This is a genomic window from Archangium gephyra (assembly GCF_049060025.1).
In the GTDB taxonomy this organism is placed as follows: Bacteria; Myxococcota; Myxococcia; order Myxococcales; family Myxococcaceae; genus Archangium; species Archangium gephyra_A.
The window spans coordinates 1,357,168-1,380,685 of record NZ_JBMEQQ010000002.1 but is presented as its reverse complement, the minus strand read 5'-3'; the positions used below and the strand labels follow the sequence as shown (position 1 = coordinate 1,380,685).

Genomic DNA, 23,518 nt, shown 5'->3' with positions numbered 1-23,518 from the left:
TCCGCCCGGGGGGCCGCGTATTTTGTCGCACATGAGCGAAGCCGGGACGAGGGCGCCGGTGCTGGATGTGGAGGGGCTGGAGAAGGCCTACGGTGAGGTGAGGGCCGTGCAGGGGCTGAGCTTCCAGCTCGCTCCGGGCGAGGTGCTCGGGCTGGTGGGGCCCAACGGGGCGGGGAAGACGACCACGCTGCGCTGCCTGGCGGGCATCCTGCCGCCCTCCAGCGGGCGGGTGAGGGTGGCCGGGCATGATCTGGCGAGCGCCCCCGTGGAGGCCAAGCACGCCCTGGCCTTCCTCCCGGACGAGCCGCGCCTCTTCGAGTACCTCACCGTCTGGGAGCACCTGAACTTCGTGGCCCGGCTGTACGGGGTGGCGGACTGGGAGGAGCGGGCGCGGGCACTGCTCCTCGAGATGGAGCTGGCCGGCAAGGAGAAAGCCCTGCCCGGAGAACTGTCGCGCGGGATGAAGCAGAAGCTCTCCATCGCCTGCGGCTTCCTGCACTCGCCGCGGCTCATCATCCTCGACGAGCCGCTCACGGGATTGGATCCCCTGGCCATCCGCCGCATGAAGGCCTCGCTGCGCCAGCGCGCGGAGGCGGGGACGGCGCTGGTGCTCTCCTCGCACCTGCTGCCGCTGGTGGAGGAGCTGTGCCACCGCATCCTCGTCATCGCCGGGGGGCGAGCGGTGGCGCTCGGGACGCTCGCGGACATCCGCGCGCAGCTCAGTGGCCCGGACGGCTCGGCCGCGTCCCTGGAGGAGCTCTTCATCCGGATCACCAGCGCGCCGCCCGAAAGCGCGCCACCCGAGCCCCGGCCCGAGCGGGAGGGCGCATGAGCTTCCCCCGCGCGGTGACGTTCCTCTGGCTGGCCTCGACGCGCAACCGGTTGATCCGCCAGTTCCAGCGCCTGCGCCAGCCGAAGTACCTCCTGGGCGCGGTGGTGGGCGGGCTGTACGTGTACTCCGTGTTCCTGCGGCGGCTGAGCTACCCGGGACAGGAGGGCACGGTGCCTCCCATGGCGCAGCTCTTCAGCCAGTTCATGCTCGCCTCCGCGATGCTGGGCACGGTGCTCTCCGCCTGGGCGCTGGGACCGGACCGGCCCTCGCTGTCCTTCAACGAGACGGAGATGCAGCAGTTCTTCCCCGCGCCCGTGTCGCGGCGGGGACTGCTGCACTACAAGCTCGCGCGGGGCCTGGCGGGCGCGGCCGTGGGGGCCTTCTTCGCCACGCTCTTCGTGAGCCGCGTGGTGTCCGGGCACCCCGTCCTCTTCTTTATCGGCGCCACCCTGACGCTCGCCACGGTGCACCTGCACGTGACCGCGGCCTCCTTCGTGCGCACGCGGCTCGCCCAGCATGGGGGGGTGGGCACGGCGCTGCGCTGGGCCGCCCTCACCGCCGTGAGCGCCTTGCTGGTCATGGCGGGGATCTCCGCGCTGGGCGAGCACCCCCTGCCCACGCAGTTCAACCACCCCCGGCAGCTCCAGGCCTGGCTGGCCTCCTTGCTGGATTCTCCGGCGCTGTGGCCGGGACGGATGCTGGTGGCCCTGCCGCTCGCGCCGGACCTGGGCTCCTTCCTGCGGACGCTGCCGCTCGGGCTCGGACTGTTCGCCGTGCACTACGTGTGGGTGATGCGGGCGTCGGTGCCTTTCGAGGAGGCGGCGGTGATCCGGGCCGAGCAACGGGCCCGGCTCCGGGAGCAGCTCTCGCGCGAGGGCGGCCACCGCACGCTCCTGCGTGCGCGCCCCGCGTTCTTCCGGCTCGCGCCCACGGGCCGGCCGGAGGTGGCGATCGTCTGGAAGAACCTCGTCGCGGGGCGGCGGCTGGGTGGGGCAGGGCGGCTGCTCGTCGCGGGGCTGGTGGGGGGATTGGTGGCGACCGTGGCCTCGGGCCGGGGCACGTCCGAGGTGCTCGCCAACGTGCGCCTCTTCATGGCGCCGTTGTGCGCGGGGCTCGCCGGAGTGCTGTGCTTCTTCGGGCCGTCCGCCCTGCGATTCGATCTGCGCATGGACCTGCCCCGGCTGGAGCAGCTCCGGGCGTTGCCGCTCACGGGCAGGCAGGTGGTGGCGGCGGAGCTGGCCGCGCCCGCGCTGCTGCTCGGGGTGACGCAGATGGGGCTCCTCCTGTTGGCGGTGGCGCTCTCGGTGTGGCAGGGGGGCGAGCACACCGCGCTCTGGGTGGCGGGGGGACTGGGGGCGATCTGGGTGATGCCGGCGGTGTCACTCGGAGGGCTCTTCGTGCAGAACGCGGCGGTGGTGCTGTTTCCGGCGTGGCTGCCGCCCGAGGGCGAGCGGGTGCGTGGCCTGGAGGCGCTCGGGCAGCGGTTGCTGACGCTGGTGGGCACGCTGGTGGTGCTGCTGGTGGGGATGCTGCCCGCGGCGCTGCTGGCGGCGCTGGTGGGCTTCGCCCTGGACCGGATCCTGGGCCTGGGTGTGTGGGCGCTGCCCTTCGCGGGGCTCGTCGCGGCGGCGGTGCTCGTGGCCGAGGTGGCGCTCGGAGTGGTGGGCCTGGGCCACGCCTTCGACCGGCTCGACGTGTCGATGGAGGGGACCGGGACGGCGCCGTGAGCGTGTCAGTCGAGGAAGCGGCGTTTCCACTGCCGCATGTCCTCCCGGGAGAAGCCGCCCCAATCAAAGCGCTCCTCGTACAGCCAGGGCTCCAGGACACGTGCCAGCTCGCGATAGGCCGGCAGGAGGCGGCCTTCTTGTACGTCTCCGGCTTCGGGCCATGGCCCCAGTGCCACCAGTCCCCGCTCGCCCTCCAATTCCCGTACGGTGGTGCCGGGCGAGTGCAATCTGGAGCGCAGACCCTCGGCACCGCCCAGCGCTCCCCACATGGGCTGACCCAGGAGATTCAGCCAGTGCACTCCCTTCACCCGTGTTCCGATGAACATGGAGGCAGTGCTGAAACCCGGAACATCCAGGCCCGGGTAGCGTAAGCACTCGTCGCGAAGGGACTCGATGGTTCCGAGGACTCCTTCCGGGAAGAGGAACGCGAGGCCCGCATGACCGGAGTTGTAGGGCAGCTCCGCCGCCAGCTTCAGGGCCAGGTCTCGCACCCGATCAGGGCCATGCTCTTCCAGGTACTCCGTGGGCAGCCAGAAGATCACCGCGCACATGGGCTCACGGGGGGGGAACTCGTTGGACTGTTCTCCATGGTAGGAGAACTCATATCCAGCGAGGTCATCTGGTGACCCGGCCAGCAGGATATTGGCACCCTGCGGATGCAGCAGCTCGCTCCGGATGGCTTCCCAGCCCTGCGTGTCGAACTCCTGCCAATCCCCTTCGGAATCGGCGTACCAACTGAGTGTTGTTGGCCCCACCTCCTGGCGGTAGACATCCAGCGCCCGCATCACCGCTTGCACGACCTCCTGGTGGGGGCGCCGCATGTAGAAGGTGATGTTCACGCTCTCGCGGATGAGCAGCCAGGGTTCTCCCCCCTCGATGCGTGTGTAGCGACGGATGCGTGGATAGTGATCACCCATCACTGGACTCCGAGTTGGGGAGAGACGAAGACATGCGGGTCCGCGTCTCCCCCGAGGTCAGTGGCTGATGAGCCTAATGCGGTCCGGCCGCCTCGGGGGGCGCGGAGAGGGTGCGCACCACCAGCGAGCGGCACGCCGAGCACACGACGCCGCTGCTCTCCCAGTGCACCTGCTCCTCCATCTCCTGGGCGGACTCCTGCCCCTCCTCGAGCTGCTTCACGAGGGCGGCGAGCTCGTCTTCCGTGCTGCCTCCACCGGTGGGACCGAGAACATCCTGCTCACCTTGCAGGACGAGGGAGAAGCGGTAGTACACCTCGCTCGCGGCGATACCATTGCCGCATGCGGCGCACGTCTTCGGTCGAGGGCCGGACACGGCGCTGACACTACCTGGAAGAACGGTCGGGTCTCCAGCTTCGAAGGAGGGACCAAACAGTTCCTGAGTCCGATGGCCCTCTCGGTCCCATCTTTGCTTGACTTCGTGTCTATATGACACTAAGCTTGGGCGGTGTCGTAGGGAAACATCGGCGGGAGCCGAGTTGGCTACTGGTAGGTAAGTCCAGTCGTCCTGGGCCCAGGAGAGTGAAAGAATGCTGTCACAGGAAAAGAAATATTCTCGGAAGAGGATCCTCCGACGGATTGCCGACGCGAGCCTGTTCGGACACCTGGGCATGTTCGTGGGGACCGGATTCTCCATGGCGCTGACGGATGGGGTTGCTCCCAACTTCGAGAAGTTGCTCCGTCGGGCCGCAGAGGACTTGGAGCTTGAGTTCGATTTCGATGATCCTAAAGCTGTCCGAGGACTCTCTTACCCACAACTCGCGACCCGGCTAGTTGCCGAGTTGACGGAGAGCAAGTCGAATCGGGCGAAGGCGATGCGGGCGCTCAAGCGGAAGATCGCGAGCATCTGCAACCTCATGCCCGACGATTTGCTACGGGACCAATATGTCCCGGTACTCGCTCAGTTACGGCCGTCATGGGTAATCACGACTAACTACGACTTCATCTTGGAGTCGCTCTTGGAGCGTGCCGTTCCCCTGCTCCCTCACGAGGCAGTCACACCTCGCCGGGACTACGTGCCGGTCTACCACCTGCATGGGCACCGACTTGTTCCAGAGAGCATCGTGATTACAGAGGACGACTATGTAGAGTTGCTGGGACCGATGGAGTACCGGCAGAACAAGCTCTCTCTGTTGCTGACCGAGTCGACCACCCTAATGCTCGGCTACAGCGGCGGTGACATCAACGTCCGTTCTGCAATGAAGCTAGCCCGTGCCTACGCCGAGGATCGTGACCTGGAGCTCCAGCGTTATCAGGGGCTCGTTGTCCAGGCTCTCTACGTCACGGATCGAGCACCACGATCCGAACCGTACCGCGGACTCAACGCAGAGGTGATCATTGAGATCTCCGACATCCTGCAGTTCTTGGAGGAGGTGCGGGACGCCAAAGCGGCGCGGAAAGCAGAGTTCCGGAAAACGCGGAGGATCATCAACAAAGTTCTGGAGGATGATGACGGGGCCGAAAAGTTGGTGGGCGATGTCGCATTGCGAAAGGAGTTCGTCAAAGCACTGCGCGCTTTTCCTCGTTCGTATGAGGCTGGGCGCGTGGTCGAGTTCTTACGCCGTGCCCTCAACCCGCTCTGGAATCGGGCCAGGCAGCGTGGGAATTGGCACTACTACAATGCTTTTGTCGATTTCCTCCTCGACGTCCTTGAGGGGATCAATCTCCGCAAGTTGCATCCCATTTTGAGCGAGTACTTGTCGGAGAGCTTCTCGGATATCGCTTGGTACCTCGAACCCGGCAAACAGCCACCTTCAGTTAAGGGCAAGGCATGGGATGCGACGGATACTTGGCGCCAACGTCGTAGCTCTCTGTCCAGCGAATCCGTTGATGAACTTAAGCGCTACGCCCGGAACAACGGCAACTCGGCTATGGCCTTGCTGCTAAACGAGATCGAAACCTGAGCCGCAGTTCCTTGCGTACGGTGCCCATGCGATAAGCGCTCGTTTGACGGAGCATTGGGGACGCGATTCTCGCTTGGGCTGGTTGAGTAGGGTGTCAAACTAATTAGTACTTACCTGCCGCCCTGCGGCGACACCGTGCGCATCGAATTGCGTCCCACCATGATGTCCACCAGCTTCTTCACGCGGCGGAAGACGCCCTCCTGCACGTAGGGCACGCCGTGCTTCTCGCAGAGCGCCTTCACGCGGGGCTGCACCTGCTGGTACTTGCTCATGGGCAGGCTGGGCCAGATGTGGTGCTCGATCTGGTAGTTGAGCCAGCCGTGGAGGAAGTCGACCACGTCATTCCCGGTGGCGTAGTTCACCGAGCCGATCACCTGCCGCACGGAGAACTCCGCGTTGCTCCTGGCCCGGTCGTGGAACCGGTAGAGGTCATCGCCCGCGTGGTTGGGGGCGATCAGCACGAAGCTCTGGATGTTCGTGAGCAGCTCGGCGAGCACGCTGTTGGCGAACACGCAGGCCACGGCCCACGCGCCGAGCGGCGCGAAGAGGGCGGGCAGCAGCACGAAGCGCAGGCCCACGTAGGGCAGGATGCACGTCCCCCAGAACGCCCGGCCATCCGCGGTGAGCGGGTTGAAGGCCGTCACCAGGCGCGGGGTGTCCCCCTCATCCTTCACGCCCGCGCGCCGCCGCTCGGCCCGCCGCCACTCCAGGAAGGTGTTGGGCGCGTAGTACGTCAGCTTCCACGTGCAGGCGAAGAAGGCCACCACCGCGTACTTCGCCAGCAGGGGCATGGGGGAGCGCCGCAGGAACCCGGTGTTCTCCTCCACCAGGTCCGGATCCGCCGTCTCGCCCGTGCGCCCGTGGTGCAGGGCGTTGTGCTCGTGCCGCCACGCGTCGGGGTGGATCCAATCCGGCCAGTCCAGGAAGCGGCGCCACCCGGTGGCGAACGCGCGCCCGGTGCGGTGCTCGGGCATGCCGGGTACCCGGTCGTACCCCCGGTGCGTCACGTGGTGCGCCATCATCGTCCAGCGGGCCGTGTTGCCCTGGGCGATCAGCAGCGCCGAAATGGGATTGGGCGCCAGCCACGCCGTCGCATAGCCGAGCGCCGAACACACCCGGCCCCAGAGCTCGATCTTCCGGAAGTGCGCGTGGTCCTCGGGCCCGAGGGACGATTCCATCTCCGTGCGCAGGGCCTGCAGGTCGCGCGCGAAGGCCTCTTCATCGACGTTGAGGCCCGGAAAGGCGGAACGCGGAGACTCCTCCACGCGCATGGCGACTGCCGTATTCATGAGGTCTGCTGGCTCCTGGAGGGACGTGCCCGGTGGGCTGCCTAGCATCGCAGGGTACGGAGCCGAAGCAACAACCTCATGGGTCCGCCCGGCGTGCGGCCGGGGAGGCGAGCCGCTGGACGCGTGGCGGCGGGAGGCACTCCCGGCTCAGGGGGCTCCCTTGCCCGTGCGGAGCTGCTCGAGGGCCCGTGCGAGCTGCCCCGAGTAGTCCACCCCCGTGTCCTCGTCGACGAAGCGCTGGCCGGGCGCCTCGAAGTAGCCGGAGCGGGCGTAGGCCACCTTGAGGAGCCGGACCTGCTGTTCCGGATCCAGCTCGCCCCAGCTCCGGCCCGCGTCGAGCGCCGTGCGCCAGTCGGAGCCCTCCCCGAACCACTGACTCCAGAGCGTCTCGCACACGTAGTCGGTCCCACCCGTCTGGTACTGCCAGACGTGGCCCATCTCCTGGATGAGCAGGTGCATGGGCAGTTGGAGCGCGGCGGAGTCCGTCCGGGGGACGTAGAGGGTATGGCCGAGCGCGAAGGGGCGGCCGGGCAGCGAGAGCAGTCCGAGTCCGCCCACCTTCAGGCGTACCCGCTCGTAGTCGATGCTGTCCCCGTACACCTTGCGCAGCTCGGCGATCTGCTTCGGAGCGAGCCGTTCTCCCGCGGGCTCCGCGCCCACGAGCGTCTGGACTCCGCTCAGCATCCGGCCGCCCAGGCTCATCAGGACGTCCAGGGGTATCTGGACGGCGAGCTTCAACACCCCGCGCAGCAGCGCATCGCCGCCCGTGGAGAACTTCCCCGTGAGGAGCCCGGCGAGCCCACGCGCCAGGCACTTCACGGCCTCCCACAGGTTCCGCATCACCCCGAGGCCCGCGCTCACGACACCGGCGAGCAGGAAGGGCGGAATCCACCTCCCGGAGACGGCCTCGGGCGTGCTCGGAGCCAGGGCTCCAGGAGTGGATGAAGCGAGAAGAGCGGACCGGGTACCCATGGCGCCTCCAAGAGAGCGGCCAACCAAGGCTCGGCACGATCAGCAGCTCGCGCCAGGGAGGACACCCACCCCCGAGGGCCAGCGCGTGCGCTCCAGAGCACAATCCGGCCCGGCCTCGTCGAGCACCCGACAGGGAGGACGCCTCACCGGGCGGGGCGGGCCCGCCTACTCGCGCTTCAGGTACGCCGAGTGGCAGGAGACACACGTCTGCATGAGGAGGCCGTAGCTCTCGGCGAGCGCGGCGTCGTCCTTCTTCCCGGCGGCGGCGGCGAGGGCCTCGGCCCGCCTGCGCACCTCGCCCTGGAGGACGAAGAAGCGCTCGGGCAGGAAGGCGGCGGGCTCGTTCTCTCCACCGGCCTCGGGGCGCTCGATCCGGGGCTCGGAGGCGATGCGCTGGGCGGCGGCGCGCGCCAGATCGTAGCGCAGCAGCGTCACGCCGAACATCAGGTCGCGGGCGTCCTGCCCGTGACGATCCATCTTCTTGCGCAGCAGGGCGCGCGCGGACTCGGGGAGGTAGTCCGGGGCGGGCAGGCCGGGGTGGTCCTTCGCCCCGGCGGCCTTCGCCTTCGGCTTGGACGCACCCGCCTTGGGCTTCTCGGGCTCGGCGGCGGAGGCGTGCAGGAGGGCGCCCACGGACACGAAGCCCGCGAGCACCAGGGAGAGCTGGGACAGGACACGCTTCATGGGAGGCCCTCGCCGCGGGGGCTGACGACTACTGCTCGTCCTGGGAGGACTCACCGGCCCGGGCGCTGGACACGCCGAACACGTTGGAATCGGCGATCTCCTTGGTGGTGTTCCGGTACGCGCGCCAGGCGAAGGGCGCGGTCGCCAGCAGCGCGAAGAAGCCCAGGCCGATGGCCTTCCAGGGAATGGGCTCTTCCTTGATCTGGATGTCCTTGCCGTAGGAGTGGATGTTGTACTTCGGGCGGGCGCGGGCGGCGTCACGCTCCTCCTGGGTCATTTCTTCGCCCTGGAAGCTCTGGAGCTGCCGCCGCTGGGCGAGGGCGGCGCCGCCAGTGACGAGCACGAGGACGACCAGCAGACGCGAAAAGAAGGGGGGGCGCATGGCGGCGCAGCCTACCACGACCTTACAGGTGCGTAGAACAGGGCTTGCTTCCCCCCCGGCGGTCCATTAGGCGCCAGAGCCGTGCGCTTCCTCATCATCCCCCTGATCAACCTGCTGGTGCTGTTGAGGGTCCTGCTGGGCCTCCCGTTCCGCCTGCTGGGGGCGCGAAGCCGGCCCGCCTATGTGCGTTTCCGGCTGGCGGGGGATCCCCCCTACCGGGAGCGGTCCCGCCGCGCTCGCCTGCCCCTGGGCCTGGGAGGGCAGAGCCGCCCCGAGCCGGCCACGGTGACCTCGCTGGAGGGCTTCCGCAAGGCGCTGGAGCTGCTGGCCAAGGACGCGAAGGTGAAGGGCATCCTCCTGGTGCTGGAGGACCTGGAGGTGCCGCCGGCCAAGCGGGAGGTGCTGGTGAAGCTGCTCGGGGACTTCCGGGCGGCGGGCAAGCGGGTGGTGGCGTGGGCGGTGGGTGTGGACAACCTGGGCTACCAGGTGATGTGCGCGGCGGACGAGGTGCTGCTGTCCCCGGCGGGGCGGCTGGACATGGTGGGCTTCGCCGCGGAGGCCACCGCGATTGGCGAGGGGCTCGGCCGGCTCGGCATCAAGGCGCACTTCTTCCGGCGGGGCGCGTACAAGACGGCGCCGGAAGCTCTTCACGCACGCGCACGTGTCGGACATCCAGCGCCGAACGCTCGAGTCCTTCCTGGACGAGCGGTACGTGGACCTGGTGGAGAGCGTGGCCCGGGGGCGGCGGCGCACGCCGGAGGAGGTGAGGGCGTGGATCGACTCGGGCCCCTACAGCGCCAGGCGCGCGGCGGCGGGCGGCCTCATCGACGGGACGTGTGACGAGGCGGATCTGCCCGAGCGGCTCGGGGGCAAGAAGGAGGACGGAGACGAGGACGAGGAGGGCGTGGAGCCGATGCCGGGCTACCTGGCGCGGCTGCCGTGGCCGCCGGTGCGCTGGCGCCCGCTGCGTCCGAGGCCCCGGCTGGGCGTGGTGCCCATCTCGGGGATGATCGTCCCGGGCAAGGGAGCGCCGGGGCGGGCGGCGGGCTCGGACACGGTGGTGAAGGCGCTGCGCGCGGCGGGACGCACCCGGAGCGTGAAGGCGGTGGTGCTGTACGTGGCGAGCCCGGGAGGCTCGGCGGTGGCCTCGGAGATCATCCTGGAGGCGGTGCAGCGGGTGGCCAGGAAGAAGCCGGTCATCGCCTTCGTGGATCAGGTGGCGGCGAGCGGTGGCTACATGGCCGCGCTGGGAGCCAAGGAGATCTGGGCCACGCCGCACGCGGTGCTGGGCTCCATCGGCGTGTTCGCGGGGAAGTTCGACACCTCGGAGCTGATGGAGAAGCTCGGGGTGCACCGCACGCTCGTCACCCGGGGGGAGACGGCGGGCATCTTCTCGAGGCTCACGGGGCTTCACCGAGCACGAGCGGGCCTTGATGGAGGGCGAGATGGAGGAGACGTACCAGGCCTTCCTCGAGCACGTGGCGAAGGCGCGGGGCCGGACGAAGGAGGAGATCCACGCGCTGGGCGAGGGGCGGGTGTACAGCGGCACGCGGGCGCTGGGGGTGGGGCTGGTGGACAAGATGGGCGGCTTCGAGGAGGCGTGCCGTCACGCGATGGCGCTGGCGAAGGTGCCGGCGGAGCGTTTCGATCTGCAGACGTATGGGGGCGGGGATCGAGGCTTCTCGCTGCTGAAGCTGCTGCTGGGCAACGCGTCGGCGGGGGTTTATGCCTTGTGCCCAACGGCCTGGAGCCTGCTGGGGTTCAAGGGAGGGGAGCGTTTCGAGTAACCTCCCGGCCCGCATGGCGCGCCCCTGTCCCCTCTGTGAGAAAGAGCTGCTGCGGCCCTTGCGCGTCTCCCATGTGGAAATCGACACGTGCCCGCGCTGCCACGGTCTGTGGTTCGACCGGGGCGAGCTGGAGCGTTTCCCGGACAGGCCCCCGGCGCGGAGCTTCCTGGCCATGAAGGGTCAGACCTTCTCGCGGTGCCGGAGGTCGGGGCACCCGGTGGGCCCCGCGCAGGCGGTATGTCCCACGTGCCGGAGCGAGCCCGTGCGGTGTCCGGCCTGCACCGGGCGCCTGCGCCGGGTGGTGACGAGCGCCAGCCCCGTCGACGTGTGTCCCTCCTGCGAGGGAGTCTGGCTGGACGCGGGCGCCTTCGAGGCCCTGGCGGGCGTGACGGACACCCGGCCTCCCGTGACGCCCGCGGTGATGCCCACGGCCCGGTCCGCGGCGGCGGCGGGCATGGAGTGCTCGCGCTGCGGGGTGGGACTCCAGGTGACCGAGGCCTATGCGTACGATGGTGACGTGTATTGCGGCGCGTGCCGGCCGCCGGGCTCCGTCTCGGGGGCGGCGATGAAGAAGGGCACGCCAGGAGGCCCGTTGCGCCGGGTGTGGGGAGCGCTGTCCACGCTGTCGCTGGCCGTGTCCCTGGTGGCCACGGGCTGCGCGCACACCCCGGGCCCCTCGGAGGTGGCGGTGTCCTACGCCCGGGCGCTGGAGGAGAACCGGCTGGCGGACGCCTACGCGCTGACGAGCGCGCCACCGGAGGCCCGCGCCGGGTTCCTCGAGCACTACGCGGACGCCTCGGTCCGGCAGGCCCGGGTGAAGGAGGTGCGAGCGGCCCTTCCGGAAGCTCCAGGCGCGAGCCCCGGCCCTCACCCTGGTCCAGGCGAAGGAGGGCTGGCGGGTCGTCGAGGAGAAGCCGGAGGACGCGCCCCGGGCGGCGCTGAAGGCCTTCTTGGATGCAGTAGGGGCGGGCAACTGGAACAGGGCCTGGTCGCTGCTGAGCGATCCCCTGCGTGCCCGCTACACCCCCGAGCGCCTGCGCGAGGACTTCAAGCGCGAGCCCCTGTCGGCCGAGCGGGTACGCCGGGCGCGGCTCGCCCTGGAGAAGGACGTGCGGGTGACGGCCTCGGGGGCGGAGTTCCCGATCGGCAAGGGCCGGGCGGTGCGGCTGGTCCGGGAAGCAGGCGAGTACCGGGTGGCCGCGATCGAATGAGAAGAGATGCGGCCGGGGGGCCTGAGGATTAGACGAGGTTGACACGGGGGGGTCTGCTGGCTATTTCCGCGCGCCCCCCCGGATTCCAAAGGTTCAGGTACTCCAGATGAGCGTTACCGAGCGCGACATCCTCGCGGCGATGTCGAAGGTGATGGATCCCGAGCTGCACATCGACCTCGTGAAGGCCGGGATGGTGAAGGACGTCCGCGTGGACGGCGACAAGGCGAAGCTCAAGATCGAGCTGACCACGCCGGCCTGCCCGATGAAGGGGAAGATCCAGGCGGACGCCGAGGCGGCGCTCAAGCAGGTGCCCGGGCTGAAGACGTTCGACATCGAGTGGGGCGCGCAGGTGCGCTCGGCGCCGCAGGCCGGGGCGCAGGCGATCCTCCCTCAGGTGAAGAACGTGATCCTGGTGGGCGCCGGCAAGGGTGGCGTCGGCAAGAGCACGGTGTCGGTGAACCTGGCGGCGGCGCTGGCGCGCGAGGGCGCCAAGGTGGGCCTGCTGGACGCGGACTTCTATGGCCCCTCGGTGCCGCTGATGACGGGCATCACCGAGAAGCCGGTGAGCCCGGATGGCAAGTCGCTGCTGCCGCTGGAGAAGCACGGGCTGAAGGTGATGTCGATCGGCTTCCTGGTGGAGGCGGATCAGGCGCTCATCTGGCGCGGGCCCATGCTGCACGGGGCGCTGATGCAGCTCGTGCGCGACGTGCGCTGGGGCGAGCTGGACTACCTGGTGCTGGATCTGCCGCCGGGCACGGGCGACGTGGCGCTGACGCTGTCGCAGTCGGTGAAGGCCTCGGGCGCGGTGCTGGTGACGACGCCGCAGGACGTGGCGCTGGCGGACGTGGTGCGCGCCAAGCAGATGTTCGACAAGGTGCACATCCCGGTGCTGGGCATCGTGGAGAACATGAGCCAGTTCGTGTGCCCGCACTGCTCCAAGTCCACGCCCATCTTCAACCATGGCGGCGGCCGCAAGGCGGCGGAGATGTTCAGCATCCCGTTCCTGGGGGAGATTCCCCTGGAGCTGAAGATCCGCGAGGCGGGTGACGCGGGCGTGCCGGTGGTGATCAGCGCGCCGGAGAGCGCCGAGGCCCAGGCCTTCGTGGCGATGGCGCGCAACATCGCGGGCCGCGTGTCCACCGAGAACATGCGGGTGGCGGTGAAGCTGCCGGTGATACGCTAGTCACTCCCCGCGAACCCCGAGGACCCCTATGGCGCCCGGCAAGGCCCCCGAAGACGACCACGACGACTTCGACCCGTTGCTCGGAGACGAGCCGGAGCGGGAGGGTTCTCGCGCGGGCTTCGTGCCCGAGTTCATGCGCAAGGTGGCGGTGGCGGGACTGGGGGCCCTCTTCATGACGGAGGAGGGCATCCGCTCGCTGGCCGGCCAGTTGAAGCTGCCCAAGGAGGTGCTCGGCTACATCCTCGGGCAGGCGGAGAAGACGAAGGACGAGGTGGGCCGGGTCGTCTCCGAGGAGCTGCGGCGCTTCCTCCAGTCGGAGAAGCTGCGCGACGAGCTGCTCAAGGTGGTGTCGGGGATGACCATCGAGGTGAAGGCGCAGATCCGGCTGGTGCCTCACGAGGACGAGGAGGCGGGCGAGACGGGCGCGCCGGGCCGCACCAAGGTGACCGTCTCCGAGCTGCACACGCGCCGCGGCGGCAAGAAGGCCGCGACGAAGAAGGAGTAGGGACGTGGAGGGCGAGGGGCGGCGGAACTGGCGCAAACACCCGCTGCTCAAGCGGCTGCCGCTGCTGTTGCTCGTCGGGCTGGGCCTGTGGCTGTGGAAGGGCTCGAATCCGAGCGTGGCCGAGCGCGAGGTGGTGTGGCGGCTGGAGGGCCCGGGCTGGAGCGAGATCCGGGCGCTCGAGTTCCAGGTGAAGACCGCGGACGGCGAGCTGGTGAAGCGCGAGACGCGCTCCTTCCAGGCGGGACCCCCGGACAGGCTCAGCATGATGACGGAGCTGCCCTCGGGGACGTACGAGGTGTGGGTGTTCGCCCGAGGGGAGAGCGGACCGTCCCGGCCGCCGCGTGTGGAGCGGCTGACACTCGGGGCCGAGGACGTGCTCGTCGAGCGGGGACTGCGGGTCCCCGTGAGCCGTTGACCGGTGGGGGTGCCAGGGCTATAGCCCGCCCGGTTCCTCGTTTACCGAGCAAGGGGTCTCGAACGCCATGGCATCGGAGCACATCATCGTCGTCGGGGCAGGGCAGATGGGATCGGGCATCGCCCAGGTGGCGCTGCAGGCTGGCCTGCGGGTCACCCTGGTGGACGTCTCGAAGGAAGGTCTCGCCAAGGGTGCCGAGCGCATCAAGGCGGGCCTGAAGAAGCTGGTGGAGAAGGGCAAGCTGGACGCGGCCCGGCTCGAGGCGGCGAACACCAACCTCGCCACCGCCACCAGCGCCACCGAGGTGAAGGACGTGGACTTCGCCATCGAGGCGGTGACGGAGAACGAGGACCTCAAGCGCCGCATCTTCCTGGAGCTGGACGGCGTGGTGAAGCCGGGCGGGATTCTCGCCACCAACACCTCGTCCATCCCCATCACCCGCATCGCCGCGGCGACGAAGCGCCCCGAGAACGTCATCGGGATGCACTTCATGAATCCGGTGCCGGTGATGCAGCTGGTGGAGCTGATCCGGGGCGCGGCGACGTCGGACGCGACCTATCAGACGACCAAGGCGCTGGCCGAGAAGATGGGGAAGGCCACGGTGGTGTCCAAGGACTTCCCGGGCTTCATCGTGAACCGCATCCTGATTCCGATGCTGAACGAGGCCTGCTTCGCGCTGATGGAGGGCCTGGGGACGGCGGAGGACATCGACACGGCGATGAAGCTGGGCACCAACCAGCCCATGGGCCCGCTGCAGCTCGCGGACTTCATCGGCCTGGACACGGTGCTCTACATCGCCGAGGTGCTCCACAAGGGCCTGGGTGACGACAAGTACCGCCCGTGCCCGCTGCTGCGGCAGTACGTGGACGCCGGCTGGTACGGCAAGAAGAGCGGCCGCGGTTTCTACAAGTACTAGGACGAGGAGCCCCACATGGCCTACGAGAACATCCGGCTGGAGTCCGAGGGCGCGATCGCGATCCTCACCATCGATCGTCCCAAGCTCAACCCCCTCAACAGCAAGACGCTCCAGGAAGCTCGAGTCCGCGCTCCACTCGCTGCCCGCCACGGTCCGCGCGCTCATCATCACGGGCGGCGGCGACAAGGCCTTCGTGGCCGGTGCGGACATCGCGGAGATGGCGTCCATCGGCGCGGCGCAGGCGCGCGAGTTCGCCGCCCTCGGTCACCGTACCTTCCAGACGCTCGAGCAGCTCCCCATTCCGACGATCGCCGCGGTGAACGGCTTCGCGCTCGGCGGCGGGTGCGAGCTGGCCCTCGCGTGCGATCTCATCTACGCCTCGGAGAAGGCGAAGCTCGGCCTGCCCGAGGTGAGTCTCGGCGTCATCCCGGGTTTTGGCGGCACGCAGCGGCTCACCCGTTTGGTGGGCAAGATGCGCGCGAAGGAGCTCGTCTTCACGGGTGAGCACCTGGACGCGGCCAAGGCCAAGGAGATCGGCCTGGTGCTCGACGTCCTCCCGGCGGATCAGCTCCTGGCCCACTGCAAGGCGGTGGCGGGGAAGATGCTCAAGAACGGCCCGCTGGCCATCTCCCAGGCCAAGCGCGTCATCGAGTTCGGCGCGGACCAGGATCTCCGGGCGGCCAACGAGCTGGAGCGCCAGGGCTTCGCGGTGCTCTTCGGCTCGGAGGACCAGAAGGAGGGCATGAAGGCCTTCCTGGAGAAGCGTCCGGCGGGCTTCACCGGCAAGTAGTCCGGTAGCGGACGGCTCCCCGGGCTGCCTCGGGGGGCCTTCGGGCGGGCTAATGGGCTCGGCAACTGGCGCTTGCCTGCCCCTCTTGCAATCGCTGTTCCCGGGCGCGAAGCCCCGTATATGTACCCCCGCGCCCTTCTTTTCCGACCAGGAGTGCCATGAACTTCGAGCTGACCGACGTCCAGCGCGAGATCCAGCGGATGTGCCGCGAGTTCGCCTCGCGTGAGCTGACCCCGAACGCCCGCAAGTGGGACGAGACGCACCAGTGGCCCACCGACGCGGTGAAGAAGCTGGCCGAGCTGTCGCTGCTCGGCGTGGCGGTGCCGGAGCAGTACGGCGGCGCGGGGCTGGACAACGTCTGTTACGCGCTGGCCATGGAGGAGATCAGCCGCGGCTGCGCTTCCACCGGCGTCATCATGAGCGTGAACAACTCGCTCTATTGCGATCCGGTGATGAAGTTCGGCACCGAGGAGCAGAAGGCCGAGTTCCTCACGCCGTTCGCCCGGGGCGAGAAGCTGGGCTGCTTCGGCCTCACCGAGCCCGAGGCGGGCAGTGACGCGGCCTCGCAGAAGACCGTCGCGGTGCGCCGCGGTGACGAGTACGTCATCAACGGCTCGAAGAACTGGATCACCAACGGCCCCAAGGCCGACGCCATCGTGCTCTTCACGATGACGAACAAGGAGGCGGGCAACAAGGGCATTACCGCCTTCCTGGTGCCCACCCACACGCCGGGCTTCATCCGCGCCGAGCCGGACAAGAAGATGGGCATCAGCGCGGCGCACTCCTGCAGCATGTTCTTCGAGGACATGCGCGTGCCGGCCAGGAACATGCTGGGCAAGGAGGGCGACGGCTTCAAGGTGGCCATGAGCACGCTGGACGGCGGGCGCATCGGCATCGCCTCGCAGGCCCTGGGCATCGCCCGCGCGGCCTTCGAGGAGGCGGTGCGCTACTCGGGCGAGCGCAAGACGTTCGGCAAGTCCATCCGCGAGCACCAGGCCATCCAGTTCATGATCGCCGACATGGCCACGGAGATCGACGCGGCCCGGCTGCTCGTGCTGCGCGCGGCGCTGCTCAAGGACAAGGGCGTGCGCCACTCGGCCGAGAGTGCCATGGCCAAGCTGTACGCCAGCGAGATGGCCAGCCGCGTGGCCAACAAGGCCCTGCAGGTCCACGGCGGCATGGGTTACTCCAAGGAGATGGACGTGGAGCGCCACGTGCGCGACGCGCGCATCACCGAGATCTACGAGGGGACGAGCGAGATCCAGCGCATCGTCATCTCCGCCAACCTGCTGAAGGACTGAGGAGTCGAGCCACTCATGATGAACCGTTCCCTGTTGATGGTGGTGGTGCTCGGGTCGGGCCTGGCGTTCGCGCAGGGCTCGCCCGCGAAGAAGGGTGCGTCCGGCAAGGACACCGCACCCGAGGCGGCTGCCCCCGCACAGGAGAAGAAGAAGGCGGCGCCGGTGCGGCCTCCGCCTCCGGACGTCACCCGGATGCCCTTCACCCCGGACTCCATCCGCGAGGTGATGCAGTACCACTCGCGCGACGTCCAGGACTGCTACGAGGAGCTGCTCGCGATGAAGGGCAACAAGGTGGAGGAGGGCCGCATCATGACGACCTTCACCATCTCGCCCGATGGCTTCGTGCGCAACGCCAAGGTGGCCAAGAGCGGCACGACCATCAAGGACGCGCGGCTGCACGAGTGCGTGGTGAACGTGCTCTCCGGCATCACCTTCCCGCAGACTCCGGACAAGCGCGAGTACCCCATCGAGTATCCGTTCAACCTGAAGGCCATCAAGTAGGACCCGCTCCCGTGAACCTCGAGCTCACCGAGACGCAGACGCTCATCCGCGACACCGCCCGCAAGTTCGCCCGCGAGCGCGTGGCGCCCCAGGCGCGCAAGTTCGACAAGGAGGAGATCTTCCCCGTCGAGCTCTTCAAGGAGCTGGCCTCCCTGGGGCTCATGGGGGTGAACATCCCCGGCCAGTACGGCGGCGCCGAGGCGGGGACCGCCTCCTACGCCCTGGCGATGATGGAGATGGCGGCCGCGTGCGCCTCCACCTCGGTGGCCATGGCCGTCACCAACATGTGCGGCGAGCTCATCTACAAGTTCGGCACCGAGGCCCAGCGCGAGAAGTACGTCACGCGCATCACCTCAGGCGAGGCGGTGGTGGGCTCGTTCGCGCTCTCCGAGCCCCATGCCGGCTCGGATCCGCGCGCCATGCGCACCACCGCGGTGCGGCGCGGGGACAAGTGGGTCATCAACGGCAGCAAGCAGTGGATCACCTCCGGCGCCTACGCCGGGGTGATGGTGGTGTGGGCCCTCACGGGCGGGCAGGGGAACAAGGGCATCTCCGCGTTCATCGTGGAGGGCGGGACCCCGGGCCTCATCGTCGGCAAGCATGAGGACAAGATGGGTCTGCGGTCCTCCAACACCGTGAGCCTCACCTTCGAGGACATGGAGCTCCCCGCGGAGAACCTCCTGGGCAAGGAGGGCGATGGGTTCAAGCTGGCGATGATCGCGCTGGATGGCGGGCGCATCGGCATCGCCTCGCAGGCGTGCGGCGTGGCGCGGGCGGCGCTCGAGGCCTCCATCCGCTACGCGAAGGACCGCAAGGCCTTCGGCCAGCCCATCGGCGAGTTCCAGGGACTGCGCTTCATGCTGGCCAACATGGCCACGGAGGCTTCCAGGCGGCCGAGCTGCTGACGTTCCGGGCGGCCTACCTCAAGGATGAGGGCAAGCCGTTCACCCGCGAGGCCTCCATGGCGAAGCTGTACGCCAGCGAGATGTCCAACCGCGCGGTGGACAAGGCGGTGCAGATCCACGGCGGCTACGGCTACATCGACGAGTTCCCCGTGGAGCGCTACTTCCGCGACGCCCGCGTGCAGACCATCTACGAGGGCACCAGCGAGGTGCAGCGCCTGGTGATCGCCCGGGAGACGTTCAAACTGCTCGACTGAACGCCCGCCTCCCTGGCCGGGGTCCCACGGTCCGGGTGGACCCCGTACCGGGGGGTGGTGGCGCGGCTCCCCATGGGGTAGCACCTTTGTATCCGCGACAGACCCCCGGGACCTCCGGCGAGCCTGCCTGCAGGACGAGGGCTCTGGACGGATGGGGGTGCCCGTCCTCCCAGGGCCGCATTATCAGGACTGTGAACAAGTACCGCGTGCTCGCTTGACTGCCGGTGTAACCGGTGTCTAGGGTGCGCGCCTTCGAGTCAACTCCGTTGTGGAATTGGCTCGCGGGCCACTCGTAGCTCCCCGCGAGTGGCTGCCGTCAACCACCGGGGGCAGCTGTACCAGTTTCGAAGGACTCCCAATCTCATGCAGCAGAATGTGAACCAGCAGATCGGAGATGTTGGCGACGAGGATTTTGCCGCGATGTTCGAGGCCTCGCTCAAGGAGCGTGGCGGAGATGGCATCCTCAAGGAGGGCGAGATCGTCAAGGGCACCGTCGTTCAGGTGACCAAGGACTTCGCCATCGTCGACATCGGCTACAAGTCCGAGGGCCAGGTTCCGATCTCCGAGTTCACCAGCCCTCGCGGCGAGGTCTCCGTCAAGGCGGGCGACCCTGTCGAGGTCCTCCTGGAGAGCCGCGAGAACGATACCGGCATGGTCGTCCTCTCCAAGGAGAAGGCCGACAAGATGCGCATCTGGGACGAGATCAGCGCCGCGTGCGAGCGCGATGAGATCGTCAAGGGCACCATCGTGGGCCGCGTGAAGGGTGGCCTCTCCGTCGACATCGGCGTGAAGGCGTTCCTCCCCGGCAGCCAGGTGGATATCCGCCCGGTGCGCAACCTCGACCAGTACATCTCGAAGGAATTCGAGTTCAAGGTCATCAAGTTCAACAAGAAGCGCGGCAACATCGTGCTCTCCCGCCGCGTGCTGCTCGAGAAGCAGCGCGAGGAGATGAAGAAGGAGACCCTCAAGAACCTCAAGGAGGGTGCGGTCCTCAAGGGCGTGGTCAAGAACCTCACCGACTACGGCGCCTTCATCGACCTCGGCGGCATCGACGGCCTCCTGCACATCACCGACATGTCGTGGGGCCGCATCGGTCACCCCTCCGAGATGTTCAACGTGGGTGACGAGGTCCGGGTCGTCGTCCTCAAGTTCGACCCCACCCAGGAGCGCGTCAGCCTCGGTCTCAAGCAGATCCAGGAGGACCCGTGGCACCGCGCCGACGAGAAGTACCCGGTCGGCACGCGCGTCAAGGGCAAGACGGTCTCCATCACCGACTACGGCGCGTTCATCGAGATCGAGCAGGGCGTCGAGGGTCTGGTGCACGTGTCCGAGATGTCCTGGACCAAGCGCCTCAAGCACCCCAGCAAGATGCTGGAGGTCGGCCAGGAGGTCGAGGCCGTCGTTCTCGACATCGATCCGAAGGCCAAGCGCATCGCGCTGGGCATGAAGCAGATCGAGCAGAACCCCTGGACGCTGCTCGAGGACAAGTACCCGATCGGCTCGGTCATCAAGGGCCAGATCCGCAACGTCACCGACTTCGGCGTGTTCGTCGGCGTCGAGGAGGGCGTGGACGGCCTGGTGCACGTGTCCGACATCTCCTGGACGGTGCGCATCAAGCACCCGGGCGAGATGTTCAAGAAGGGCGACGAGGTCGAGGCGGTGGTGCTCAACATCGACGTCGAGAACGAGCGCTTCAGCCTGGGCATCAAGCAGCTCCAGCCGGATCCCTGGGACACGCTGTCCGAGCGGACCCCGGTGGGCAGCCGCGTGAAGGGCAAGGTCACCAAGGTGACGGACTTCGGCGCCTTCGTGGAGATCGAGCCCGGCATCGAGGGCCTCGTGCACGTCTCCGAGCTGAAGGAGGAGCGCGTCGAGAACCCGCGTGACGTGGTGGCCGAGGCCCAGGAGGTCGAGGTCAAGATCATCGACATCAACACGCAGGACCGGAAGGTCGCGCTGTCGATGAAGGCCCTGATCGGCGAGGGCGAGGACTACCGCGAGTACCTCCGCCGCCAGGCCGAGGGCTCCAAGGCGCGCCTCGGCGACGTGATGGCGAGCAAGCTGAAGAAGTAGTCAGCGGGTCCGCCCCTCACGCGAGGGACACACAAGGCGGCCGGGTTCCCCTCGGGGAGCCCGGCCGTCTGTTTTTCAGCCGCGGCGTGAATACTCCCCGTGGTCCGGCGTCGAGGTCCCCTGTTCATGACCTCACACCCGTCTCGTGCTTCGCGATTCGCCCAGGTCCTCGGGCTGTGGCTGCTGTTGGGGGCCTGCAAGCCCGCGGAGGAGCTCCGCGCTCCGAGCCTGGCGCGCCTCACCGCCAGCGGGACTCGCGCCCTCGCGGGACAGCCGCTGCGCTTCAGGTGTGTCGCGGATGATCCGCAGGGCCAGGCCCTCTCCTATCTCTTCATCCGGAGCGACGGGACCCAGCTCGACGAGTGGACCGAGCCCTCGAGAGGGGGCGTGGAACAGGAGCACGCCTTCGAGGAATTCCGCTTCAACCACTCCGTGCGCTGCCGGGCGCAGAACGCCTCGGGGCTGGTCGGGCCCGTCTCCGAGCCCATCTCCCTCATCATCGATCCGCGTCCCGTCACGTTGACCCTGGCGGTGGAAGGGGAGGGGACGGTGCGCAGCACCCAGGAGGGCATCGACTGCGGAGCCCGGTGCGACACGGTGCTCCTGGAGGGCACGCGGCTCGCGTTGGCTGCGCAGCCCGCGCCGGGTTGGGTCTTCGAGGGCTGGTCGGGGAGCTGCGGGGGCACGGAGCCGTGGACGGAGTTCCAGGTCCAGGTGGGGGCCACGTGCACGGTCCGGTTCATCCCCAATCCGCAGCGGTTCTCCCTCCAGGTGAAGATCCACGGCGCGGGGCGGGTGACGAGCACGCCCGCGGGACTGTCCTGCGACGCCGACTGCACGGCGACCCTGCCGGGGGGCCTCATGAGCATGCGGGCGGAACCGGCGGTGGGCTGGCGCTTCGTCCGGTGGGCTTTCTCCTGCATGGGCAGCCACGAGGATCCGGCGATCACCTGGGTCCAGCTCACCCGTGACGGCCTGGAATGCACGGCCCAGTTCGCTCCCACCGTTTCCCTGTCGGAAGGCTGGCACTTGTATTCGTCCGGCCCCACCAACGCGGTGTGGAGCCCGGATGGGACGCGCATCGCCGCGAGCCTGGGCTACGCCCGCACCGTCGCCATCTGGGAGGCGAGCAGTGGGAAGCTCCTGCGGTTCCTGCACCCGCAGCCCTTTCGAGTGCTGTCGGTGACCTGGAGCCCGGATGGCACCCAGCTCGCCACCGGTGACGAGCTCGGGTACGTGCGCTTCTGGAACACCGGCACGGGTGCGCCCGACGCCACGATCTACAAGGGCGAGGGCCGCTTGTGGTCCCTGGCCTGGAGCCCGGATGGGGAGCGGCTGGCCAGCGCCGGTGAGGAGGAGTGGAGCCTCTGGGACTTCTACACGCGCAAGTCCCGGTACTTCTCGTGGCTGGGGGTGGAGCTGTTGAACCAGGTCCAGTGGAGCCCGGACGGGAAGTGGTTGGCGCTCGAGCACTCGTACGGAGGCACCGAGCTGTTCGACGTGGACGGCACGCAGGTGGGCACCGTTCCGGGCAGGGGCTTCATCTGGAGTCCCCGGAGCGATGCCTACGCGAGCGCGTCCGGGTACAAGATCGATATCCGCCAGCGGGAAGACGGCATGCTCCTGCGCACGCTGGACACACGGCTCCCGCCGGATGGGAACTGGATCACCAGGCTGGCGTGGAGCGCGGATGGCCGCTACCTCGCGGCGGGTGCCATGACCCGGTTCGCCGTCCTGGACTCGGCCACCGGGGCCACCGTGGGCGGGCCGCTCGACGGCCAGATCCGAGGACTCGCCTTCCACCCGGAACGTCCGGAGCTGCTCCTCAATGACGGGGGGAGGCTCTCGGTGCTCCCTGCGGAAGGGCCGACGGCCGCGCGCACCCTGGAGCCCGTCGAGACGAGCCCCATCGACCTGGCCTGGAGCCCCGACGTCAGGACCCTGGCCACCGTCGGCCAGGACGGGCGCGTCTGGCTCTGGAGCTCCGCCGGGCAGTGGCTGCGCACGCTGTCCGGGAGCGGGAAGGTGACCTCGGTGGCGTGGGATCCGACGAGCACCTGGCTCGCGGTGGGCACCGCGGAGGGCACCGTGACGCGCTGGAACGCCCTGGACGGAGCGGAGGCGGGGGCCGCGTGGACGCTCGGCCAGGGCGTGAACAAGGTGGCCTGGAGCCAGGATGGGCTCTCCGTGGCGGCGGCCGGCCAGCGGGGCCGTCTGGCGGTCTGGGACACGGGCTCCGGCGAGGACCGGTTCTCGCAGGATGCCCACCCGGGTGCCCTCCTGGCGCTCGCCTGGAGCCCCGATGGCAAGCGCCTGCTGACCGGGGGCGGGGAGCGGACCGCCTCCCTCTGGGATGCCTTCACGGGCGAGCGCCTGTGGACCTCCCCTGATCAGGGGGACGCCGTCAGCGCGGTGGCCTGGAGCCCGGATGGGCAGTTGCTGGCCACGACCGGCGCCCCGCGCTCCGGCCAGCGCGGGACAGGGACCGTCCGCCTCTGGGACGCCACCACCCGGGCCAAGCTGGGAACGCTCCCGGGCAACTCCTACGCTCCGACGGGTACCGTCACCTCGCTGTCCTGGCATCACCTCGGGGACCTGCTCGCGGGGCTCCGCAGCGACGGCTTCCTCGAGGTCTGGAACATCCGTTCGCGAACCCTGATGGATGCGCAGGGGCTCCCCCTGAGGGGCGGACTCTCGGGCGTGACCTGGGCTCCCCGGGGTTACACCCTGGCGACGAGCACGGAGGCCGGACTCATGACGTGGCGCGTCAATTTCCAGTGATTCCGAGGATGTTTCGGAGCCAGAAGCCCATCTCTCGGGCCAGTGGACGCTCTGGTTCCGGGGCGGGCAAGGAGGCTTGACCCTCCTACAAGCCGTGGTGATAAGGGCCCTGCTGACGGTTATCCAAAGTCA

22 protein-coding genes and 4 pseudogenes are annotated in these 23,518 nt (G+C 68.7%); 18 read left to right on the top strand and 8 right to left on the bottom strand.

The genetic code is table 11. The annotated features are described in order from the left end of the window. Positions 1 to 31: 31 nt before the first annotated feature. A complete protein-coding gene (locus ACN28I_RS06210; RefSeq protein ID WP_420941194.1) occupies positions 32 to 832 on the top strand; it encodes an ABC transporter ATP-binding protein in 801 nt (266 codons plus the stop codon). Then, a complete protein-coding gene (locus ACN28I_RS06205; protein WP_420941193.1) occupies positions 829 to 2,559 on the top strand; it encodes a putative ABC exporter domain-containing protein in 1,731 nt (576 codons plus the stop codon). The genes ACN28I_RS06210 and ACN28I_RS06205 overlap by 4 nt, the downstream gene beginning before the upstream one ends. A 5-nt stretch (positions 2,560 to 2,564) precedes the next feature. Here ACN28I_RS06205 and ACN28I_RS06200 read toward each other — a convergent pair whose 3' ends face one another. Both ACN28I_RS06200 and ACN28I_RS06195 read right to left on the bottom strand, forming a co-directional pair. Further along, the gene (locus tag ACN28I_RS06200) at positions 2,565 to 3,476 is read right to left on the bottom strand and encodes a DUF3396 domain-containing protein (RefSeq protein ID WP_420941192.1); all 912 of its coding nucleotides are present in this window, start codon (positions 3,474 to 3,476) and stop codon (positions 2,565 to 2,567) included. A 73-nt stretch (positions 3,477 to 3,549) separates the two neighbouring features. Further along, the gene (locus ACN28I_RS06195) at positions 3,550 to 3,849 is read right to left on the bottom strand and encodes a hypothetical protein (protein WP_420941191.1); all 300 of its coding nucleotides are present in this window, start codon (positions 3,847 to 3,849) and stop codon (positions 3,550 to 3,552) included. Between the two features lie 214 nt (positions 3,850 to 4,063). On the opposite strand from ACN28I_RS06195, the gene ACN28I_RS06190 reads away from it, so the two are divergent. After that, a complete protein-coding gene (locus ACN28I_RS06190) occupies positions 4,064 to 5,437 on the top strand; it encodes an SIR2 family protein (protein ID WP_420941190.1) in 1,374 nt (457 codons plus the stop codon). A gap of 110 nt (positions 5,438 to 5,547) precedes the next feature. Here the strand turns inward: ACN28I_RS06190 and ACN28I_RS06185 are convergent, their stop codons facing one another. From ACN28I_RS06185 to ACN28I_RS06170, 4 genes are all read right to left on the bottom strand, one after another. Further along, complete coding sequence (locus ACN28I_RS06185) at positions 5,548 to 6,726, bottom strand: fatty acid desaturase family protein (RefSeq protein ID WP_420941189.1); 1,179 nt, start codon at positions 6,724 to 6,726, stop codon at positions 5,548 to 5,550. A 147-nt stretch (positions 6,727 to 6,873) separates the two neighbouring features. Beyond that, positions 6,874 to 7,698: a hypothetical protein gene (locus ACN28I_RS06180; protein ID WP_420941188.1), complete on the bottom strand. Its 825-nt coding sequence runs from the start codon at positions 7,696 to 7,698 to the stop codon at positions 6,874 to 6,876. A 165-nt stretch (positions 7,699 to 7,863) separates the two neighbouring features. Further along, complete coding sequence (locus ACN28I_RS06175) at positions 7,864 to 8,382, bottom strand: hypothetical protein (RefSeq protein WP_420941187.1); 519 nt, start codon at positions 8,380 to 8,382, stop codon at positions 7,864 to 7,866. Positions 8,383 to 8,410: 28 nt separating this feature from the next. Next, entirely contained in the window at positions 8,411 to 8,764 is a 354-nt protein-coding gene (locus ACN28I_RS06170) for a hypothetical protein (RefSeq protein ID WP_420941186.1), read from the bottom strand. An 81-nt stretch (positions 8,765 to 8,845) separates the two neighbouring features. Here ACN28I_RS06170 and ACN28I_RS06165 point away from each other — a divergent pair, with 81 nt between their 5' ends. Then, positions 8,846 to 9,604, top strand: a complete 759-nt coding sequence (locus ACN28I_RS06165; protein ID WP_420941185.1) for a S49 family peptidase — start codon at positions 8,846 to 8,848, stop codon at positions 9,602 to 9,604. An 81-nt stretch (positions 9,605 to 9,685) separates the two neighbouring features. Here ACN28I_RS06165 and ACN28I_RS06160 read toward each other — a convergent pair whose 3' ends face one another. After that, on the bottom strand, positions 9,686 to 9,964 hold the full coding sequence (locus tag ACN28I_RS06160) for a hypothetical protein (protein WP_420941184.1): 279 nt from the start codon (positions 9,962 to 9,964) through the stop codon (positions 9,686 to 9,688). Between ACN28I_RS06160 and ACN28I_RS06155 the strand changes: the two are divergent. From ACN28I_RS06155 to ACN28I_RS06145, 3 genes and pseudogenes are all read left to right on the top strand, one after another. Beyond that, positions 9,861 to 10,100: pseudogene (locus ACN28I_RS06155) on the top strand (S49 family peptidase); the annotation flags it as partial. The gene ACN28I_RS06160 and the pseudogene ACN28I_RS06155 overlap by 104 nt on opposite strands. Before the next feature lie 97 nt (positions 10,101 to 10,197). Further along, the gene (locus ACN28I_RS06150) at positions 10,198 to 10,551 is read left to right on the top strand and encodes a S49 family peptidase (protein ID WP_420948579.1); all 354 of its coding nucleotides are present in this window, start codon (positions 10,198 to 10,200) and stop codon (positions 10,549 to 10,551) included. Beyond that, positions 10,490 to 10,876 (top strand): annotated as a pseudogene (locus tag ACN28I_RS06145) (zf-TFIIB domain-containing protein); the annotation flags it as partial. The gene ACN28I_RS06150 and the pseudogene ACN28I_RS06145, both read left to right, overlap by 62 nt. Positions 10,877 to 11,049: 173 nt before the next feature. Here ACN28I_RS06145 and ACN28I_RS06140 read toward each other — a convergent pair. Further along, positions 11,050 to 11,202: a hypothetical protein gene (locus ACN28I_RS06140; protein WP_420948874.1), complete on the bottom strand. Its 153-nt coding sequence runs from the start codon at positions 11,200 to 11,202 to the stop codon at positions 11,050 to 11,052. Between the two features lie 299 nt (positions 11,203 to 11,501). Here ACN28I_RS06140 and ACN28I_RS06135 point away from each other — a divergent pair, with 299 nt between their 5' ends. The 11 genes and pseudogenes from ACN28I_RS06135 (at position 11,502) to ACN28I_RS06085 (ending at position 23,386) form a co-directional block, all read left to right on the top strand. Then, positions 11,502 to 11,762 carry a hypothetical protein gene (locus tag ACN28I_RS06135; protein WP_420948873.1) on the top strand — a complete coding sequence of 87 codons (261 nt, stop codon included), beginning with the start codon at positions 11,502 to 11,504 and terminating at the stop codon, positions 11,760 to 11,762. 106 nt (positions 11,763 to 11,868) lie between these two features. Then, entirely contained in the window at positions 11,869 to 12,945 is a 1,077-nt protein-coding gene (gene apbC / locus ACN28I_RS06130; RefSeq protein WP_420941183.1) for an iron-sulfur cluster carrier protein ApbC, read from the top strand. Positions 12,946 to 12,973: 28 nt separating this feature from the next. Then, positions 12,974 to 13,450, top strand: coding sequence for a hypothetical protein (locus ACN28I_RS06125; protein WP_420941182.1), 477 nt, complete (start codon positions 12,974 to 12,976; stop codon positions 13,448 to 13,450). Between the two features lie 4 nt (positions 13,451 to 13,454). Then, entirely contained in the window at positions 13,455 to 13,865 is a 411-nt protein-coding gene (locus ACN28I_RS06120; protein WP_420941181.1) for a hypothetical protein, read from the top strand. A gap of 67 nt (positions 13,866 to 13,932) precedes the next feature. Continuing rightward, a complete protein-coding gene (locus ACN28I_RS06115; protein WP_420941180.1) occupies positions 13,933 to 14,781 on the top strand; it encodes a 3-hydroxyacyl-CoA dehydrogenase family protein in 849 nt (282 codons plus the stop codon). Between the two features lie 15 nt (positions 14,782 to 14,796). After that, positions 14,797 to 15,571 (top strand): annotated as a pseudogene (locus ACN28I_RS06110) (enoyl-CoA hydratase/isomerase family protein). A gap of 158 nt (positions 15,572 to 15,729) precedes the next feature. Then, positions 15,730 to 16,872: an acyl-CoA dehydrogenase family protein gene (locus ACN28I_RS06105; RefSeq protein ID WP_420941179.1), complete on the top strand. Its 1,143-nt coding sequence runs from the start codon at positions 15,730 to 15,732 to the stop codon at positions 16,870 to 16,872. A gap of 15 nt (positions 16,873 to 16,887) precedes the next feature. Continuing rightward, entirely contained in the window at positions 16,888 to 17,373 is a 486-nt protein-coding gene (locus ACN28I_RS06100; RefSeq protein ID WP_420941178.1) for an AgmX/PglI C-terminal domain-containing protein, read from the top strand. Between the two features lie 11 nt (positions 17,374 to 17,384). Then, positions 17,385 to 18,532, top strand: a pseudogene (locus ACN28I_RS06095) (acyl-CoA dehydrogenase family protein). 363 nt (positions 18,533 to 18,895) lie between these two features. Continuing rightward, positions 18,896 to 20,605 (top strand): 30S ribosomal protein S1, encoded by a 1,710-nt coding sequence (locus tag ACN28I_RS06090; protein ID WP_420941177.1) that lies wholly within the window; start codon positions 18,896 to 18,898, stop codon positions 20,603 to 20,605. 126 nt (positions 20,606 to 20,731) lie between these two features. Then, on the top strand, positions 20,732 to 23,386 hold the full coding sequence (locus ACN28I_RS06085; protein ID WP_420941176.1) for an InlB B-repeat-containing protein: 2,655 nt from the start codon (positions 20,732 to 20,734) through the stop codon (positions 23,384 to 23,386). Positions 23,387 to 23,518: the final 132 nt, after the last annotated feature.